15 protein-coding genes and 2 pseudogenes are annotated in these 17,870 nt (G+C 70.3%); 9 read left to right on the forward strand and 8 right to left on the reverse strand.

Going from position 1 to position 17,870, the window contains the following annotated elements; genetic code table 11:
* The first annotated feature begins 266 nt into the window (after positions 1 to 266).
* The 3 genes from ACFY0I_RS21765 to ACFY0I_RS21775 all read left to right on the forward strand — a co-directional run bounded on the left by ACFY0I_RS21765 (position 267) and on the right by ACFY0I_RS21775 (position 3,674).
* Positions 267 to 878, forward strand: coding sequence for a hypothetical protein (locus tag ACFY0I_RS21765; RefSeq protein WP_388898186.1), 612 nt, complete (start codon positions 267 to 269; stop codon positions 876 to 878).
* Between the two features lie 446 nt (positions 879 to 1,324).
* Positions 1,325 to 2,320, forward strand: a complete 996-nt coding sequence (locus ACFY0I_RS21770) for a DUF4344 domain-containing metallopeptidase (protein ID WP_388898188.1) — start codon at positions 1,325 to 1,327, stop codon at positions 2,318 to 2,320.
* A gap of 274 nt (positions 2,321 to 2,594) precedes the next feature.
* Entirely contained in the window at positions 2,595 to 3,674 is a 1,080-nt protein-coding gene (locus ACFY0I_RS21775; RefSeq protein WP_388898191.1) for a serine hydrolase domain-containing protein, read from the forward strand.
* A gap of 42 nt (positions 3,675 to 3,716) precedes the next feature.
* Here the strand turns inward: ACFY0I_RS21775 and ACFY0I_RS21780 are convergent.
* Positions 3,717 to 3,973 (reverse strand): annotated as a pseudogene (locus tag ACFY0I_RS21780) (IS5/IS1182 family transposase); the annotation flags it as partial.
* 119 nt (positions 3,974 to 4,092) lie between these two features.
* Positions 4,093 to 4,557, reverse strand: a complete 465-nt coding sequence (locus tag ACFY0I_RS21785) for a DUF3592 domain-containing protein (protein ID WP_388898193.1) — start codon at positions 4,555 to 4,557, stop codon at positions 4,093 to 4,095.
* A gap of 271 nt (positions 4,558 to 4,828) precedes the next feature.
* Between ACFY0I_RS21785 and ACFY0I_RS21790 the strand changes: the two genes are divergently transcribed.
* Positions 4,829 to 6,400: an alpha/beta hydrolase gene (locus tag ACFY0I_RS21790; RefSeq protein WP_388898196.1), complete on the forward strand. Its 1,572-nt coding sequence runs from the start codon at positions 4,829 to 4,831 to the stop codon at positions 6,398 to 6,400.
* A 323-nt stretch (positions 6,401 to 6,723) separates the two neighbouring features.
* Here ACFY0I_RS21790 and ACFY0I_RS21795 read toward each other — a convergent pair whose 3' ends face one another.
* A complete protein-coding gene (locus ACFY0I_RS21795; RefSeq protein WP_388898199.1) occupies positions 6,724 to 7,581 on the reverse strand; it encodes an alpha/beta fold hydrolase in 858 nt (285 codons plus the stop codon).
* Positions 7,582 to 7,643: 62 nt separating this feature from the next.
* On the opposite strand from ACFY0I_RS21795, the gene ACFY0I_RS21800 reads away from it, so the two are divergent.
* The 4 genes from ACFY0I_RS21800 (at position 7,644) to ACFY0I_RS21815 (ending at position 11,975) form a co-directional block, all read left to right on the forward strand.
* Positions 7,644 to 8,234, forward strand: coding sequence for a TetR/AcrR family transcriptional regulator (locus tag ACFY0I_RS21800; RefSeq protein WP_388898201.1), 591 nt, complete (start codon positions 7,644 to 7,646; stop codon positions 8,232 to 8,234).
* A gap of 243 nt (positions 8,235 to 8,477) precedes the next feature.
* On the forward strand, positions 8,478 to 9,407 hold the full coding sequence (locus ACFY0I_RS21805) for an alpha/beta fold hydrolase (protein ID WP_388898203.1): 930 nt from the start codon (positions 8,478 to 8,480) through the stop codon (positions 9,405 to 9,407).
* A 466-nt stretch (positions 9,408 to 9,873) separates the two neighbouring features.
* Complete coding sequence (locus ACFY0I_RS21810; protein ID WP_388898206.1) at positions 9,874 to 10,518, forward strand: LysE family translocator; 645 nt, start codon at positions 9,874 to 9,876, stop codon at positions 10,516 to 10,518.
* Between the two features lie 431 nt (positions 10,519 to 10,949).
* On the forward strand, positions 10,950 to 11,975 hold the full coding sequence (locus ACFY0I_RS21815; RefSeq protein WP_388898209.1) for a LacI family DNA-binding transcriptional regulator: 1,026 nt from the start codon (positions 10,950 to 10,952) through the stop codon (positions 11,973 to 11,975).
* A 189-nt stretch (positions 11,976 to 12,164) separates the two neighbouring features.
* Here the strand turns inward: ACFY0I_RS21815 and ACFY0I_RS21820 are convergent, their stop codons facing one another.
* The 5 genes and pseudogenes from ACFY0I_RS21820 to ACFY0I_RS21840 all read right to left on the reverse strand — a co-directional run.
* Positions 12,165 to 14,942, reverse strand: coding sequence for a glycosyl hydrolase (locus tag ACFY0I_RS21820; RefSeq protein ID WP_388898212.1), 2,778 nt, complete (start codon positions 14,940 to 14,942; stop codon positions 12,165 to 12,167).
* A 399-nt stretch (positions 14,943 to 15,341) separates the two neighbouring features.
* Complete coding sequence (locus tag ACFY0I_RS21825) at positions 15,342 to 15,470, reverse strand: hypothetical protein (RefSeq protein ID WP_388898215.1); 129 nt, start codon at positions 15,468 to 15,470, stop codon at positions 15,342 to 15,344.
* Between the two features lie 42 nt (positions 15,471 to 15,512).
* Positions 15,513 to 15,944 (reverse strand): hypothetical protein, encoded by a 432-nt coding sequence (locus ACFY0I_RS21830; protein WP_388898218.1) that lies wholly within the window; start codon positions 15,942 to 15,944, stop codon positions 15,513 to 15,515.
* Positions 15,945 to 16,030: 86 nt separating this feature from the next.
* A complete protein-coding gene (locus tag ACFY0I_RS21835) occupies positions 16,031 to 16,534 on the reverse strand; it encodes an RICIN domain-containing protein (RefSeq protein ID WP_388898221.1) in 504 nt (167 codons plus the stop codon).
* Between the two features lie 433 nt (positions 16,535 to 16,967).
* Positions 16,968 to 17,177 (reverse strand): annotated as a pseudogene (locus ACFY0I_RS21840) (spore-associated protein); the annotation flags it as partial.
* A 169-nt stretch (positions 17,178 to 17,346) separates the two neighbouring features.
* Here ACFY0I_RS21840 and ACFY0I_RS21845 point away from each other — a divergent pair.
* Positions 17,347 to 17,757 carry a RidA family protein gene (locus ACFY0I_RS21845; protein WP_388898224.1) on the forward strand — a complete coding sequence of 137 codons (411 nt, stop codon included), beginning with the start codon at positions 17,347 to 17,349 and terminating at the stop codon, positions 17,755 to 17,757.
* Positions 17,758 to 17,870 lie beyond the last annotated feature (113 nt).

Below are 17,870 nucleotides of genomic sequence, written 5' to 3' on the forward strand. Positions count from 1 at the left end.
ACGCTCGCGGGCAGCCGGCCGACACCTAAGGGCAGTTGCTGCCCTTGCTCGGCAGAGGAGCAGCACGAACGACGAACCCCAGGACCGGTGGTCCGCACGCCGCCCAGGGCACCCGGCGCCGGGGGGTTTCTGCCGGTGATGGGGCTGGTCGTCTCGGGCCGGTCGGCAGGCGCGTGTGATCGGGTTCCGCAGTGTCATGACGCTCGGACGCGTCCCGCGGTTTGTCCCAGGGCTGTCGCTCCGCCGAAGTGGAGCGGCAGTTGGCAGTGTCCGGGCACCTGCCGCACCTCCTGACCGTTGCGAAGGTTGTGATCGAACTCAAGCGCGTCACCGCGACCCTCGCAGTTGCCCTTGTCGGCGCCGCGACCCTCACCTCACCCAGTGCAGCCGCCGGTACCTCCCCGTACGAGCCCACCTACCCAGGGCCGCGTGTGGTGAGCCGCCTGGCGGCACCCGCTGCCGCGACGGTCACGGAAGGGCAGGTGAAAGAGGTCGCACCTGGGGGCGTGATTACCTATCCGAGCGTCACCAGCTGCCTCACCGTGACCGTGCGGTTGAGGAGCGGCGGCCTCGCCGGTGCTCACGCCAGCCTGTTCCAGGTACCGGGTGAAATGCGATCCGATGAGATTCTGGGCGCGCTCAAGCAACTCGTCGGCGGGCGCCCGGTGGCCGCGATCGAGGTCAGGGGGGCCGTTGGCGCCTGGCATCCGAGCTACTTCGTCAAAGCGCTGGAGAGCTACGGAGAGGGGGAGCAGATGCCGATCCCAGAAGGCCGGGACTTCAACGGGATTGCCCAGGCGGTGTCGCGGGGCCTTGGAACGCCCCGCGTCCTTGTCACGGTCGAGGACGTGCCTGACGGGGACCAGATCATCAGGTGACGAAGCCGATCATCACGCCGCGAGGAGATGCCCTCCGGGATCGCGCGGGACACCGCCGACGCCGCGTTCGCCGAGAACCGCGCCGCGGCCCGGGCCTCCTACGACCTCCACGGAACGCTCGGCGCGACGCGGCACGTCACCACGCTCGACCGGGCCGTCGGACAGTGGCTCACCAACAACGCCGCCCGAAGGGCTGGTCAAGTACCCCGTCCTCGATCGGGACCGGAACCCCGGCAAGCAGGGCTGGATCTCGCTCACTGCGACGGCACGTCCAGGTCGTCCTCGTCGGGATCCCTGATGCTGCGGTTGTCGATCGGGTCGAACCGGGCGGCCTCCCGAAGGTCGCCCGCACAGCGAACGGTCCCCCGTACGGACGGCTCGACGGGCACCCGCCTCCGGACGGCCGGAGGATCAGTGCGGGGACACATGACGGGAGCCGATCAAGGATGCCGAACACCGCCGGTCGCTCGAAGAGGGCGCGCATCGTCCTGCCAGGTGTGCTGCTGCTCCTCGCCGGGGTCGTCTCGACCGGGTGCGGCGGCGAGGCGAGCGACGCCGGGCAGAGGCCTGGAGCAGGGCCCCGCCCCCAGGCGGCGGCCTCCGGCAAGGTCACCGTCGTCTACGAGGCCCGAACGGTCAAACCGGAGGACCGGGAGGCCGTGGCACTGATCCGGAACTCCCGCGTGCTGGAGCGTACGGCCGACTGGGTGAACAGATCACTCACCCTCCCGCACGACATGGTCGTCAAGGTCACCGCCGCCGTGCCGCCCGGCGTCACCGACGCCGTCACCCAGCCCGACGGCAGGACGATCTTCGTCCCGCCACCGTTCCTGACCGAGATCGGGAAGGCCCTCGCAGACGTCGTGAAGACCGTCGAACGGCCCGCCCCGTTCCCCGCGTCCGAGTACAACACCGACGACCTGACCGTACTGTCGACCGAATTCATCTTCGGCCACGAGATGGGCCATGCCCTGCAGCGCCAACTCCTCCTGGCCAACCTCGGTCTCGAAGAGGATGCGGCGGACGGCTTCGCATCCTTCTATACCGTCAACGAGGTCGGGCCGGGCCCGTCGCTGGCCGCCGCGATCCTCTTCGATGAGATCGCACGCAAGGAAGGCACGCCGACCCTGGAGGGCATGTCGAGCGACCACCCCGTCACCCAGCAGCGGGCCTTCAACTTCCTGTGCTACCTGGAGGGCAGCGACCCGAAGAAGTACCAGCAGTCCCTGGTCGACAGCGGCTATCTCCCGAAGACCCGCGCCCCCCTGTGCCCACAGGCGTGGGCCATGCTGGACTACGGCTGGTGGACCCAGCTCCAACCCCACTTCAGCGAGGCGTTCAGGGCCCGGGGTGCCGAGGAGCAGAAGAAGGCGCACGAGCGGCTGGTCGCGGAGACACAGGCTCTGGCGAAGCACATCGACGAGATTCGCAGCGGTCAATGAGGCAAATGACGCCTACCCAGCCGATCTCGTCCGCGTCGTCGCCCAGCAGGGTTCCGGGGACTATCGCGGGATCGGCGCTGAGGCGGTGACCCTTACGGCAGGCCCCTGGGCAGCGTCTTCCGGATCATGCCGGGGCGCTCGGGCCCTCACCCCGATCGGGGTGAGTTCAGGGGTGGTTCAGGGTGATCACCCATGATCGACAGGCGGTGCGGGGCGAAGGTTGGTCCTGCGCGGGTACTGATCCGAGCGCCCGCCCCGTTCTCAGGAGCCACCGATGCCCAAGCGTCCCCGCGCCGCCCGCCGTCTCACCGTCAGCTGCGTGGCGCTGGCCGCACTCGCCACTGGTCTGGCTGCCGCCCCCACGGCCACGGCCGCGCCCGGCGTGCTCGCCTCCCACAACTTCCGCGACACGCACGACGCGACCGCGGTCCGGGCGTTGCTGGCCACCCTGCCGGACGGGGTGACGGACACGGCCGTGGTGCGGGTGGCCGGCCGGGGCATGCGCGGCCTGTACACCGGGACGGCCGGAGAGGTGGAGGCGGACGGGCGCTTCCCGGTGGGCAGCGTGACCAAGGTCTTCACCGATGCCGTGGTGCTCCAGCTGGTCGCTGAGCACCGGATCGCCATCGACGAGCCTGTCCGCCGCCACCTGCCCGAGCTGCTCCCGGCGGACTACGCCAGCGTGACGGTACGCCAGCTCCTGGACCACACCAGTGACCTGCCCCGGCCGGCCCGGGTGCCGCTCGACCCCCGTGGAGTGGTGGACGCCTCCTTCGCGGCGGACGCGGCGGGCCGCCCCGGCCGCGTCCCGGCCCCGGGAACCGTCCAGCAGTACAACGGGCTGAACAGCTTCGTCGCCGGGCTGCTCGTGGAGGAAGTCACCGGCCGCCCCTACGTCCATGAGCTCGACCGGCGGATCCTCCGCCCGCTGGCCCTGCGCGGCACCGGGCTCTCCGAGGACCCGGCCATCGCTTGGGCCTGGTCGGAGGGCGGGCTGACGTCCACCCCTGGCGACCTCGACGCGTTCCTGAAGGCCCTGCTGGGAGGACGGCTCCTCCCTCCGGCCCAGCAGCGGCACCTCTTCGAGGTTCCCGCGGTCCCCGGCGCCCCCGAGAACACCAGCTGCCCCACCGGCACGGCCTGCTTCAGCGCCGGCGGGCTGATGGGAATCGAGCTGAACGGAACGAAGGTCTGGGGCAAGAGCGGCTCCAGCGGCGGCTGGACGAGCGGCGTCTTCGCAAGCAGCGACGACCACCGCCGGACGGTCTACGCCCTGCGACCCCACCCCCTGGCCACCGCCCAACAGCAGCGCACCCGTGTCGAGGCAGTGGTCAAGGCAGCCCTCACCGACTAGGCCAGCTTCTTTAGGGTCATCTTGCCGACCAGATGAAGATGGGGCAGCGAGGTGGAGTCCGGCGAGGTGGTGGTGGCGGTCTTGTCATAGCGGGTCGCCGGGCCGCATCACTACTTGAGTTTGTTGATGCACCGCTCGACGGTGTTGCGCTGCTTGTAGGCCTCGCGGTCGAAGGCCGGCGGACGGCCACCGAGCCGGCCGCGCCGCTTGCGGTTCGCGGCCTGGTCGGCGGGCTGCGGGATCGCGGTCCGGATCCCACGCGTCCATCCACGGCGTGCCGGTGCGGTACCTGAACGCGATCGCGTCGATCACGGCCGGTGATCACGCCACCGCCCACCCCGCTTCGGCGTCCGGTCCGGCAACAACGGCTTGCTCCGCGCCCACTGCGCGTCAGTCACCTACACACATAAACCAACAATCAGATGATCCGACGGAAGCCCCCCAGAGCGAACCCCAGCCCCATCGCGACGAACAACGCGCCCAGTGCGCCGAACAGCCACCAGAAGGCGGTGCCCTCGGCCGGGAGGGTCCAGCGTGACGGGTCGGCCGCGTCGTACCGGACCTCGACGCGGGCTCCGACGGGAAGGGTCCTGTCCATGGGGCGAGCGACGTTCGTCCTGGTTTCCATTGCGCGGCCGTCCCCCGTGCTCCAGGTGATGACCGGGTAGTACACGGTGGTTCCGACGCTCCGGCTGGTGCTGCCGGCATCCGAGGCCGGCGCGATCCGGGTCTCCTCAAGACGGATCACCACGCCCCGCGCAGTACTGCCCTCCCTCAGCAGGACCCGGACGCGTCGGATCTTGAGGGAGGCGACGACGCCGATGACCGACCCCGCGGCGGTGAACACCGATGCGAAGAGCCAGAGGATCTGGGAAGCGGACACAGGGTCGTCTCGATTCTGGAGCCGAAGAACTCCTGACAGCATGCCAGCGCGACGATCTCCCCCTTGCCGCAGGGGCGTGGCCGGGACGGCCCTCAGCGAGCCCCGCCGACGGTCTCCTCCCGGAGGAGGAGGCCGGACCGGGCCGCAGGTCCCGGACCAGGGGTGGATGGGACCGGGGTCCTCCTGCCCTTGGGCGATGTGCCGTACCGGGTCGGTTTCCTAGCCTCGGGGCATGCGATCACACGAAGCGGACGACGCTCAAGGAGACCCCGTGACCACTGTCAGCCCCGCCGCACGCCGCGCAGTGGCCGTGGGTCTCACCCTCGCCGCCTGCCTCACGTCCTCCCCCGTCCTGGCCACGGCCGCCGAGACCCCCGCGCAGGACAGCTCCGGGGCCGGACTGGACCGGTACTACCGCCAGCACCTCGGCTGGGGCAGCTGCGTCAAGGGCCCCGACGACACCACGGGCCGCGATCTGGACCGGGCAGGCGTGCAGTGCGCGGACGTGACCGTGCCCCTGGACTACGCCGACCCCCGGGGGCGCACGATCACCGTGGCGATCTCCCGGCTCAAGGCCACCGACACCCGCCACCGCATCGGCGCGATCCTCCTCAACAACGGCGGTCCGGGCGGTCCCGCGCTCCAGTCCCCGCCGCAGGCCCGCGCGTCGATGAAGGAGGTCGGCGCGCGCTACGACATCGTCGGCTTCGACCCGCGCTTCATCGGGCGCAGCACCGCGCTGGACTGCGGGTTGCCCGTGGGAATGACCTGGCTGTCCGCCGGCACCGGCCGGGCGGGCTTCGACCGCCAGGTCGCCCTGCAGAAGAGCCTGGCCGACAAGTGCCGGGCCACCGACGCCGCGGTGCTCCCGCACATCACCACCCGCAACACGGCCCGTGACATGGACGTCATCCGCGGCACGCTCGGCGAGCGGAAGATCTCCTTCTTGGGCTACTCGTACGGCACTTACCTGGGCACGGTCTACACGCAGATGTTCCCCGGCCGCCACGACCGGATGGTGCTGGACGGGGCGATCAACCCGAGCGACTACCGCCCCCGGCTGCTGAAGGGCACCGAGTACGAGAACGAGAAGGCGTTGTCCGACTGGGCCGCCTGGGCCGCGGAGCACCACGACACCTACGGCCTCGGCCGCAGTCGCGCCGAGGTGCTCGCCTCCGTCGACCGCATCGTCGCGGCGGCCGCGCGCGGTCCGCTGACCATCGGCGCCGGCGCCGATGCCTTCCGGGTCGACGACAGCCAGGTGCCGCTCCTCCTCTTCTCGGGCATCGCGGACGACACCGCTCCGGCGCGGGCGTCGTTCGGCGAGCTGCTTTCCGTACTGGCCGAAGCCGCGGCGGGCCGGCCGACGACGGTGCCGGCGATGCTCGTCCCGGAGCTCCGGTACGTGCTGCGCGGTGAGGGCGAGCCCACCGGCGCGCAGTCCGCCGTCATCTGCGGGGACGTGGCCGCCGCGCGCGATCCCGAGCTCTACTGGCGGGACATCGAGCGCAACCGCACCGCGCACCCGCTGTTCGGCGCTCTGACCAACAACATCAACCCGTGCGCCTTCTGGGACCCGCCGCGCGAAGAGCCCACCCGGGTGCGGCGCGATGCACCCGCACTGATCGTCGCCGCCACCGGTGACCCGCGTACGACGTACAGGGGAAGCGTGGAACTGCACAAGCAGTTGCCGAGCTCCAGGCTGGTCACCCTCGAGGGCGCCAACCGGCACGCCCTCTTCGGGCGCTACGGAAACGCGTGCGTGGACGACCAGGTCAACCGGTACCTGGCCACCGGCACGTTGCCGGCGAGGGACCGGACCTGCGTCAAGCAGGCGGGGTAGCGGCCCGCGGTTCACGTTCGGAGTGCGCGGGCCGTGGTCTCGCTGAGCAGTCGTGCGGCCTCCCGGCGGGCGGCCAGGCCCTCGGGTCGCACCGGGGGCCGGGATCGGCTCCCCGACGGTGATGGTCCAGTTGGTGAGCGCCCGGGCCGGCAGCCTCGCCTCCCTGCCGGTGACACCCACCACCTCGCGTCCTGCACGCGACGGTGCTGCCGGGTGGTCCGGTGCGTCACTTCACCCGGCGCCGAACGGTACCGGATCGGCTTGCGGTTTCGACCTGGGAGGCCGGCGGTGGTGTCTGTCGGATCAACCTGCCGCCCTCAGGTTCAGCAGGCGCGTCGGGCCGGTTCCGCTCCGGTCTGGATCAGGAAGTCGGTGAGTGCTCGAGCCAGTCGTTCGGGCTGATCCTCAGGGATGAGGGTGGACGAATCGGCGATTTCGATCAACCGCCCCTGCGGGTACAGCTCGGCCAGCCGGGGGCCGTGCTCACGCGGCATCAACCGGTCCTCGGTCGCCCACACGACCAGAACCGGGCGGTCGAAGTCACGCAGTCGATCGGTCCAGGCGAGCAGGGTCTTGCGTGCGGGTGCCCCGGTGGCGAATTTGGCGAAGTCCCTGCGGATGGCCTTGCTGCGGGTGGCGGGCGCGAACCAGTCGTCCATGATGTCGTCGGGGACCCCACGCAGGCTCATCCCGCCATATCCGCCACGGTTGTGGCGGAAGGCGGGAACGCGCATGAGCCGCGTCAGGAGCCGGACGCCGCCGGGAACCCTGCACACCCGTGCCATGGCCTTGGCCGGTCCCGGGGGAAAGTTGTCGAAGGCCTCGCAGGCCACCAGCACCAGGCGGGCGATGTGCTGGTCCCGTCCTTCCGACACCAGGAACTGACCCCCGCCCCAGTCATTGAGGACGAGGGTCACCCGGTCCAGACCGAGCCTCTCGATGAACTCGCCCAGCAGCAGGGCGACGCCGCGCTGCGACAGGTCGGCATCCGGGTTCATCGGCTGACGGTGACCGCCCAGGGGCAGCGTGGGCAGGACGCAGCGGTATCCGTCCAGCAGCGGGACCACCTTGCGCCACTGGGTCTCGTTCATCGGCAGACCGTGGCCGAACACCAGGACGGGCCCTTCGCCGCCGGTGTCCTGGTAGTCGATCGGTCCGGACGACAGTTCGATCCTCGGCATCCCAGCCCCTCACTTGATAGATCGTTCTACTGTAATCTTGGCGGGGAAAGGGGTGGAAGGCAATGGGAGAGTCGAACACGCGAGTCAGAATTCAGAGGGCCGCCACGGTGCTGTTCCGCCGGCACGGCTACTCGGCCACCGGCCTGAAACGGATCGCGGTGGAGGCGGACGCACCGTTCGGCTCGATCTACCACTTCTTCCCCGGCGGCAAGCAACAACTGGCCGAGGACATGATCCGCACATCCGGAACCGAGTACGGCCGAATGGTCCTGGCTCTGCTGGACAGCGTGCCCGATCCGATCGAGTCCCTCGTGCACGCATTCGAAGCGGCCGCAGATGACCTCGCTGCGGCCGACTACGCCGACGCGTGCCCGATCGGGACCGTGGCCCTGGAAGTCGCGAGCAGCAACGAGGTGCTGCGCACCGCGACGGCGGAGGTTTTCGAGGAGTGGGTCGGCGCGGCGGCGCAGTGGTTCGGTCGTTGGGTCGCCGAGCCGAGGACGGCTCGGTCCCTCGCTTGCTCGATGGTCATGATGCTTGAGGGTGCGTTCATGCTCAGCCGGGCTGCCCGAGATCCGGAACCATTGCGGGTGGCCGGCCGATCCATGGCCTCCTTGATGCGCACAACCATCGCCGAGGCCGGCGAGGACTGATCCCGGGCAGCGAGGGGGTGGCCGGGGGCGGCGGCAACCAAGTGCTCGCCGACCAAGCCGAGCGCGATCCGGGCCCCGGATCCCCCACGCGACCTTCCCGCGATGGGAGACGGCTGCGGCACCCTTCGAGCACCCGACCGGCGACGAGACGAAACGTATTGCATCCATCCGAGGTGTGCGTCATGCTGAACAGGTCACGAGACGAGCCGTCTCGTCTTTGTCGTGGATGTGGGGAGCGGTGCCATGAATCAGCGGTTCGTTGAGGTCGACCCGAAGGTACGGCTGTGGTCCGAGGTGCGGGGGGACCCCCGGAATTCCACCCTGCTGCTGATCATGGGAGCCGGGGCGTCCGGGCTGGGCTGGCCGGAGGAACTGGTTGACGCGTTGGCCGTGCGCCACCGCGTCATCCGCTACGACCACCGGGACACCGGCCGCTCCAGCCTGAGTTTCGACACGCACCCGTACCGCATCGTCGACCTCGCCTCGGACGCGATCGCCGTCCTCGACGCGCACGAAGTCGAGCGGGCGCACGTCGTCGGTCACTCCATGGGCGGCATGCTCACACAACTGCTGATCGCCGATCACCCCGAACGACTGCTCAGCGCAACAGTGATGGGCGCCGGCGCCCTCAGCAGCACCCCGCTATCGCACCCGGACGGCTCCCGAACTCCCGTGGACGGACTCCCGTCCATCGACGCACGGCTACTCGAACTGTGGTCCCAGCCCCACGAGGACCGCGGGCTGGAGGGCGAGCTGGACCACCGCGTGGAGCACTGGCGGCTGCTCAACGGTGACCAGATCCCCTTCGACGCGGAGGAGTTCCGGGCCTCGGAGCGCCGCATCATCGAGCACGCCGGGCGCTACGAGGCACCCATGACCCACGGGCGCGCGGACCACTCCGGCATGGACCGCACCGAGGAGCTCGCGCGCACCGAGGTGCCTACCCTGGTCATCTCCGCCCCGGCCGAGCCCGTCTTCCCACCGCCGCACCCCGACCATGTCGCCCAAGTGATCGCCGGGGCAAGGCTGGTGGAGATACCGGGCATGGGGCACGCCCTGCCCCGCGCCGTCCACGCACCCCTGGCCGCAGCCGTTCTCGACCACACCCTGGCCACGGACACCAACGCCCGACCAGGGGCGGGAACCCAATCCACTCGATCTCCTGCTCGGTGAAGCGCGGCACCCGGCGAGGAAGATCCAGGCCGGTTCGTCAGCCGGAGGCGGACGGTGTGCCGTCACCAGCCGTGCTCAGCCCCCCGGGCGCGCGATGTTCGATGAACGCGGGCGATTGGCGCGCGCCGTCCGGACGCGCGGCTCGTGCGAACCCGGACGCCCAACACGGGTGTCAACGCTCGGGTGGGACGGCTGATCCGCGGCCGGTGCATGCTTCGACTCAACCTGTAAGGGGCTCCGCGATGTCGGCGCATTCGCCGCGGATGGCGGACTGAGCAGTTCACAGAGCGCGGCGAGTTCCCACCTCCTGCGACCCCGACGACGGCTCGTTGACGGCTGAAGTAGGGGTGTTCGAAGGCCTCGCACGCCTGGGCCGTACCCTGAGGCGGGCGGGGGCAGGCACTCGCAAGACATCGCGCCGAGCGCCGCCCACACCGAATCGGTTACGAAAACGGGGAGTTGACCAGTGATCAGTCTGGCCGCAGTGGGGGGTGTGGCCCTGGTCGAACTGGGCATGGCGCTGACTCCGGGACCGAACATGATCCACCTCGCGTCCCGCGCGATTGCCCAGGGCCGCAGGGCGGGCCTGGTCAGCCTGAGCGGGACCGCCGTGGGATTCCTGTGCTATCTGCTGGCCGCGGCCGCCGGCCTGTCCGCGTTGTTCGCCGCCGTGCCGCTGGCCTTCACGGTGGTCAAACTCGCCGGCGCCGCCTATCTGGCTTATCTGGCCTGGGGCATGCTGAAGCCGGGTGGTCGCTCCCCCTTCGCCCCGGTCCAGGACCTGGCTCCGGTCTCCGACGCCCGACTGTTCTCGATGGGCCTCCTGACCAACCTGCTCAACCCCAAGATCGCTCTCATGTACGCCGCTCTCCTGCCCCAGTTCATGGATCCGCAGGCGGGTCCGGACTGGGCGCAACTGCTCCAGCTCGGTGGTGTGCAGATCATCGTGGGGCTCTCCGTGAACGCGCTGATCATGCTGGGCGCGGCACGGATGTCGGGGTTCCTGGCCGCCCGGCCCCGCGTGATGGCCGCTCAGCGGTTCGCCGCGGGAGGCCTGCTCGGCATCTTCGCTCTGCGCACGGCGCTGTCCCGTACACCTGTCTCGGCCTGAGTCTGCGTAGCCTCGGTCCGTCCCCGAGCGCAGGCCCCCCCGGCCGCCCATGACCGGCTTCTGCGGCCGCGTCACCCACCGCCTCCACGGCGGCACCGGCCGGACCACCGCACGCGCCGGCGCCGCCGCTGCACGCCGTGCTCGATGAGCAGGGTGCTCGACGGAACAGGGGCAACGGGGCCGACGCGGTGCAGTGGCCCTCAAGGGCGACGGACCGTAGGCACAGGTCACTGCGCCGACGGTGGTGGAGCAGCCGGGCGACTCGTGCGTCGCGGTGGAACCGATCGGAAGCGTGGCGGTGACCGGTCCGGCTGGGAGCGCTCTCAAGGCGGCCGGCGTACGGATATCCTGATGCGCGCCGCGCGCCCGCGGTGCGTGTGCGTCGTTGACCCTCACCGCAGCCCACCCCGCACAGTCGAGGAGCGCCCGCCTTGCCCGAGCAGACCACGGGGTCCCGCCCCACGCTGGAAGCCGTCGCCGCTCACGCCGGCGTGTCCCGCGCCACGGCCTCCCGGGTCGTCAACGGGGGTGCGGGCGTGCGCCCTCCGCTGGTCGAGAAGGTGCGCAGGGCCATCGACGAACTCGGCTACGTGCCCAATCACGCCGCCCGCACCCTGGTCACCCGTCGCAACGGCGCGGTCGCGGTGATCATCGCGGAGCCGGAGTTCCGGATCTTCTCCGACCCCTTCTTCGAGCAGCAGGTGCGGGGCATCAGCCGGGAGCTGACCGCGCACGACACCCAGCTGGTACTGCTGTGGGTCGAGGGCCCCGGGGACCACGAGCGGATCGCACGCTATCTGGGCGGTGGGCACGTGGACGGGGCGCTGGCCTTCTCGCTGCACAACGACGACTCCCTCTCGGCCGTGATCGCCGGGGCTCGTATCCCGGCGGTCTTCGGCGGACGGCCGGCGCCCGGGACCGGCCCGACGGTCCCCTTCGTCGACTGCGACAACCGCGGTGGCGCCCGGGAGGCCGTCCGCCACCTGGTGGGGCTCGGCCGCCGCGCCATCGCCCACATCTCCGGACCGGGCGACCAGACCTCGGCGCTCGACCGGATCCTCGGCTATCGGGACATCCTCGTCGACGCCGACCCGGCGCTGCTGTGCCGGGGGGACTTCACCGAGGAGAGCGGGGTTCGCGCCATGGCGGAGCTGCTCGACCGGCGGCCGGACGTCGACGCCGTGTTCGCCGCCAACGACCTGATGGCATCGGGCGCCTTGCGGACGCTGCGGGAGCGCGGTGTTCGCGTCCCGCAGGACGTGGCGGTCGTCGGGTTCGACGACATGCAATCGGTGGTCCGCAGCACCTCTCCGTCCCTGACGACGGTGCACCAGGACATCGAAGGCATGGGTCGGCTGATGGTGAGACTGCTGGTGCGACTGCTCGAGGGGACGGGGCCCGAGGTCCCGGCCTCGGTGATCACCCCCACGTCGCTGGTGCTACGCGACTCGGCCTGAGCCGCCGCGCGGTGCCGATCGCCGGCCCCGTTCGAGCCGCGACCCGCGTGCGCCGGCCGAGGCCCACGCCTGCCGAGCGCGTGGGCCGTGGCACGGCGGGCCCGGCGAGGGGGTGCCCGAGACCACCGCCGGACACCGAGGGGTGCGCCCGGTCGCCGACCCCGCGGGAGCCCGGGCTCGGGATATCGGTCAGCTGTAGGGGATGACGACCACGGAGCGGTCGGTCCCCGTCCGAACCCGGGAGTCGCCGTTCCCGATCGCGCTCCAGAGCTCCAGACGGACCGTTCCCCGGGTCAGGTTGCCGAGCGTTCCGGTGGCGGACTTCAGGCCGCGCGACTGGGCGTACTCCTCCCAGCCCGTCACCGGGTCGGTCGCGAAGTACTGGTACGTCTCGGTCCGTTCGAAGGTGCCGTCACCGGTGAGGTCGTAGCTGATCCGGGCCTGCTGGCCGAATCCGACGCCCGTGCCGGCATCGACTTGGAGGCGGAAAGCGGTGGAGCCGCCCGCCGACAGGGTGCCGGTGACGCCCCGGGCCTCGTAGACGAGCGGCCGGTTCGGGGTGCCGTCGTGGTTGGCACCCTGCGCGGAGGCGATGGTGTCGCTGCCCGGCGCGGCGCCGGTGGCGGTGGTGAGCGCCCCTCCGGTGCGGAGTTGGAAGGTATTGCCCGTGCCGGGCTCCGGCTCGGGGTCCGGTCCGGGGCCGCCCACGCCGGTACCGGTGGAGGTGGAGCGCGCAGGCACGAACAGGGACGCGCCGTCGGAGAAGGTGACGGTGCGAGCGGTGGAGCCGTGGTTGTGGGCCACGTACGTCCGGGTGCCCCCCTTGGCGAAGGCGGCCGACGTGGGGATGGATCCGGTGACGGTCGCATCGGGGGCGCCGAGCGCATCGAGCGCGGTGAGCCAGTGGTAGGTGTGGGCCTTGGACTCGCCCGCCTCCGGGTCGTAGTCCGCGTGGCCGGCGTCCCACTTGGCCTTGGCCGCGCCGGGGTCGGCGAGGGACTGGAACTCCCAGAGGATGTCACGCCATTCGACGGCGGAGCCGCCGTTTTCGCGTTCCATCTCGGCGATGTTGCGCCGGACGGCGTCCTTGTGCCCGCCGAGATGGAGCGAACCGCCGGTGACCGGGAGGACGTTGATCCCGTGGATCTCCTCGGGGTTGGCGGTCCACCAGGTGGCGTAGGCGCCCCCGCTGCCCCACACCATGCCGACGGTGTCGTGCTGGAAGGAAGCGGGGAAGACCTGCTGGTCGGCGTCGAACCAGTACTGGGCGACGGCCTCGCCCTCGGTGGTGAGCAGATAGGTGCCGAGGTCGCGGAGCTGTGTGTCGCCGGTGGCGGCGCCCCAGAGGACGAGGGCAGCACTCAGGTTGGTCGACTCCGAGGAGGACTCCTGGTTGTTGCCGGCGGCGAATCCCTGGTGGCCGCTGGCCCAGCTGTGTCCGGCGTAGACGTCGAAGCCGCGGAGGAAGGGGAAGGCACTGTCGGTGCGGCTGGGGTTCGCGGTGTCGCGGACCAGGATCTTCACCATGGCACCCCAGGCGGAGTCGGCAGCCCAACCCACGTCGTACTGGGCGACGATCGCGGCGGCGTACACGTAGTAGCCGTAGTGGAAGTGGTGGTCGTTGAGTTCGGTGTCGCTGCCGTACGAGGCCGGGTAGCCGGTGAGGGCCTTCCATGCGGGGTCGTACGAGAACTCGGTGGCGCCGCCGGCCGTGAACCACTCCTGGAGGCGGCCCTTGATCAGGGCGAGGAGCTTGTCGCGGAGCGCGGTCTCGCCGATCTGGTCGGCGACCGGGATCAGCTGCGCGAGCTTTCCGAGTGCCTTGCCGGTCCAGTAAGTGTCGACGGCCCCCGAGAAGGGGTCGGCGGAGTTCGCGACCTCGTTGAGGTAGCCGCGCAGCCGCGCGGTGTCCGTGCCGGCGGCGCCCGGGAGTCCAGGCAGGGTGGCGGCCGCCTTCTGGGTGGTGGTGAAGGAGGTCGACTCGCGGACCTTCATGGTGCCCCGGGGAGACACGTAGGTGTACGGGGTCAGCGGGTCGGTGGTGTGGAGCCACTGGTGCCGGTAGAGGGCCTGGAGGGCGCCGCGTTCGGTGCCTTCCTTCGCCTCGGTGGTGAGGGCGTAGGTGGCCCGGACGGTCCCGGCGTCGTAGCTCCAGTTCACGGTGGAGCCGGTGACGAAGCTGAAGGCGTACGCGCGGTAGGTCGCGAGGGCGTCGGTGGAGGGCAGGACGGCGAGGGAGAAGTAGTCCTTGCCGCCGAGTCCGGCGGTGATGGTGGAGCCGGAGACGTTCCAGTCGGTGCCCGTGGGCGCGAAGAGGGCGTAGTGGTGACCCCCGACGGTGATGCCGAGGACGTTGCCCTGGTCGGAGAAGACGGTGGGCGCGGTGGCGGTGGTGACGCGGGCGTCGCCGCCGGTGCCCTTCGCGTACACGAAGGGCATGCCGTGGCCGATGACGGTGCGTAGGGTGCGGGAGCCGTCGGACCAGTAGGGGGTGACGGTCCAGTCGGACCACGCGTCGGCCTTGGTGTCCGGAGAGTTGAGTCCGGTCAGACCGAGGGTGAGGTCGCGCTTGTGGGCGAACTCGTACTGGCGCCCGTCCCCGACGACGGCGGGGGTGGTCGGGTAGCCGACCTCCAGGCCGCCGGCGACGGCCTGGTAGGTGAGTGGGTGGCCGTACATGGGGGTGGACCAGGGGTTGTCCCCGTAGCGTTGGAAGGCGAGGGAGGACCACCAGTCGTTGGTGGGGACCGGCTTGCCCTGGGCGGCGGCGGTGACCTTGGGGGTGACCGGGGCACCGGTACTGGTGGTGGGGCCGGAGGTTCCAGCGGGCCGGGTGTCGGAGTAGCTTCCGGCGCCCGCGGGGACGGCGGCCGCGCCCGCGGGGACGGCGGCTGGGCCGAAGCCCAAGGCGGCAAGGGCCGAAGCCAGGACCAGCACGGCGGCCGGTCTCGTGTGGGGGACAGCCATGTGCGGCACCTCATGTCGTCGTGACGAGTGGGGGGCACGGAGGTACGGAGTCGCAGTGAGCTTTGAGAGCGCTCTCAAGACGCCGTGAACGTAGGCCCGCGCAACGCGTGTGTCAAGAGCTGCAACACCGGGCCGAGTTGACGGCGCGACCCGGTCACCGCACCGTCGAGCCTTGACGGACGGGCTCCCCGGCGGGCACGCTCCCCCGCACGCTTGAGAGCGCTCTTAATCCGCTCTCGTTCGTTCAGGAGCCAAGGGAGCCGCCTCCCCCTGTCCATCGCCCCAGCCGCCGCCACCGCCGGGAGAACCACCGTCCGTCCGCCCTTCCGTCCGGGGCGGTCGCGCTCGCCGTGGTGAGGCCCTGGACGGGGACTCATCGCCTGCCGGGCCACCTCGACGTCAGAGGATGACGTCCAGGGTGCCCCAGCCGATGCCGACCGGACTGCGGGTTTCGAGGAAGTCGAAGAGCTTCCCGTTGTTGGTCACGCCCACCTGCTCAGCCTCGCCGTCCCTGTTGAGGTCGATCACGAAGAGGTTCCATGATCCGTTCCACCAACCGGTGTCGTGGGCCTACAAGTTGTCGAAGATGATGGTGCCATCGGTGCTCATGGCGTTGACGTAGCCGTGGAGATCGCCCTTGTCGGCGCGACCGATGATGTCGATCTTGTGGTCATCGTTGAGGTCCGCCAGGCGGATGGTGGTCCAGTTGGCGGGCCACCAGCCATTGCCGATGAAGACCCGACTGTCGAGGGCATCGGTGCCCGTGTCGCCCTTGTGCGGGTAGACCCACAGGTCGCCCCCGCTGTCCCGGCCGACCGGGTCGGTGCGACCGTCGGCGTTGACGTCGCCGAAGGCGAGGGTGTCGTAGGTGTTCCAACCGTTGCCGATGAGGACGCAGCTGGAGACGGTGTTGGTGCCGGTCTTCCCGGTTCCCGGGCAGAGGTGGGGCCGCGCCGGGACGGAGACCTCCCCGCCGTGCCGCCTCCGGGCGGAAAGGGGCACGGCGGGGAAGGGGCACGGCGGGGAAGGACCTCATCGACCGGTGTGGGAGGCGTGCGTACGCCTCAGGCCGTGCGGCCGATGGCGGATCAGTGCCAGTACATGCCGCTCTGGTAGGCCTGGCGCCATGTCTGGGCCTTCGCACCGTTGGCGGTCGAGGAATTCTCGATCTCCAGGTACTTGTCGCTGTGGACGTTGCGGATGACGTGGGTGGCGCCGGTGGTGTTTATCACCTGCCAGCGCTGGCCGCCCACGTTGGCGCAGGACCACTGCTGCACGCGCGCACCGTCGGCGGTCGAGGAGTTCGAGACGTCCAGGCACTTGCCGCTGCGGTTGTTGACGATGCGCACCTCCCAGTTGTTGCCGAAGGCGTGCTCGAGGTACCAGTACGAGCCGGACTGGCCGTTGCAGTCCCACTGCTGGGCCTGGGCGCCGTTGGCGGTCGAGGAATTCTCGATCTCCAGGCACTTGCCGCTGCGGTTGCGGAGCTGGATGACCCCGGAGCCGGGCGAAATCGACAGGGCGACCGCGGACTCGGCCGACGGTACCGAAGCCGGCGCGGCGGTGGCAACGGATGCGGTGGTAGCGGTCAAGGCAGTCACCGAACAGAAAACCAGCAGTGCGCTAAAGGCGTGCCTCATGAACAACCCCCCAATTGAACGAACTTAAGACGTCACGCAGGATACACATCCTTGATCAACACTGGCCGTGACTTGTTCAGTTGCTCGACCATGCCCGGCCCCCACCGACCGCAACACCCGTCCGCAAAGCCCTTCCAGCTCTCCACTGACGCCATCAGCCAAGCGCAGTGGGGCCGGCGACGAGATCACCGACCGTCCGGGCCGTGACCATGGGCCACCGGCGCCCGGTGCGGGGTTCCCGAGGTCACCCGGGAGGCGATATGGCCGTGCTCGTCGCAGACGCGTCGATGGCACGGGCCGGGCGGGGTCTCCCTGCTCCGGGCGCAGCGTCACCGTGCGGCCGACCGTGCGCAGTCGGCACGAGACATCGTGGTGGCCGAGGACCAGGAGCTGCGGGCCACAGGGCCATGTCCACGGCCGCACCCGGGTTGTTGCGGATCGTCGCCACACAGTTCTTGCCGTTCGCGGCGTTGTACGTCAGATAGACGGTGCCCAGCGAGCCGACGGCGGCCGAGTTCACCGTCTTGTAGCCGCTCCCGCAGACCTTCTGCGGCGTGGGCGGCTCAGTCACTGTCGTCTGCCATGATCTCGTCACGACCTGGACTGCGGCTGACTGCCCCGACAATTCATGGGCCAGCAGGTCCCCCGCTCGCCGAGGTCGAACGGCAAGCTCAGCTTGTTCTTCGACCCCAGGTTGCTGCGCAGTGCTTGCCGGTGGGGAAATTGCGGTGCGTGCCGGCACCGCGCTGGGCAAACTCGCGGACATGACTGAGAAGATCACCCGCATCAATCCCGAGCACCTACATGAGACACCCGGCTACCACCACATCACGGTGGTAGAGGCCGGGCGTACGGCCTACTTGGCGGGACAGTGCCCGCTTGATCGGAACGGTGACCTCGTCGGTGCCGGTTCCCTCGAGACGCAGGTCGACCAGGTGGTGGCGAACGCGCTCACGGCCCTGGCAGCGGTGAGTGCCCGGCCGCAACACGTGGTGCGGTCGGTGATCTACGTGCGGAGCGACGAGAGGGACATGCTCGGAGCCGCATGGCGTCGGCTGACCGAGTCTGCCCTGGGGCCGGCGTTCACCACCGCCAGCACGCTCTTGGGCGTCGCCCAGTTGGGCTTTCCCGGACAGCTCGTCGAGGTGGATCTCACCGTGGCGCTGCCTGACTGACTTCGAACGGCGTATCGAACGGGGTAGCCCAGCGAGACATTCGCCGGACGCTGGGGCGGCCTTCGTCTGATCATGTGCTCCGACCAAGGCGCACGTGCCCACGACGAAGGCGG

The organism is Streptomyces sp. NPDC001568, from assembly GCF_042893755.1.
Taxonomy (GTDB): domain Bacteria; phylum Actinomycetota; class Actinomycetes; order Streptomycetales; family Streptomycetaceae; genus Streptomyces.

Bases quoted from the DNA above. Each gene is read 5' to 3' on its own strand.
- ACFY0I_RS21770 (WP_388898188.1), top strand. From the start codon at position 1,325: ATGCCGAACACCGCCGGTCGCTCGAAGAGGGCGCGCATCGTCCTGCCA.
- ACFY0I_RS21775 (WP_388898191.1), top strand. From the start codon at position 2,595: ATGCCCAAGCGTCCCCGCGCCGCCCGCCGTCTCACCGTCAGCTGCGTG.
- ACFY0I_RS21795 (WP_388898199.1), bottom strand. From the start codon at position 7,581: ATGCCGAGGATCGAACTGTCGTCCGGACCGATCGACTACCAGGACACC.
- ACFY0I_RS21800 (WP_388898201.1), top strand. From the start codon at position 7,644: ATGGGAGAGTCGAACACGCGAGTCAGAATTCAGAGGGCCGCCACGGTG.
- ACFY0I_RS21805 (WP_388898203.1), top strand. From the start codon at position 8,478: ATGAATCAGCGGTTCGTTGAGGTCGACCCGAAGGTACGGCTGTGGTCC.
- ACFY0I_RS21820 (WP_388898212.1), bottom strand. From the start codon at position 14,942: ATGGCTGTCCCCCACACGAGACCGGCCGCCGTGCTGGTCCTGGCTTCG.
- ACFY0I_RS21845 (WP_388898224.1), top strand. From the start codon at position 17,347: ATGACTGAGAAGATCACCCGCATCAATCCCGAGCACCTACATGAGACA.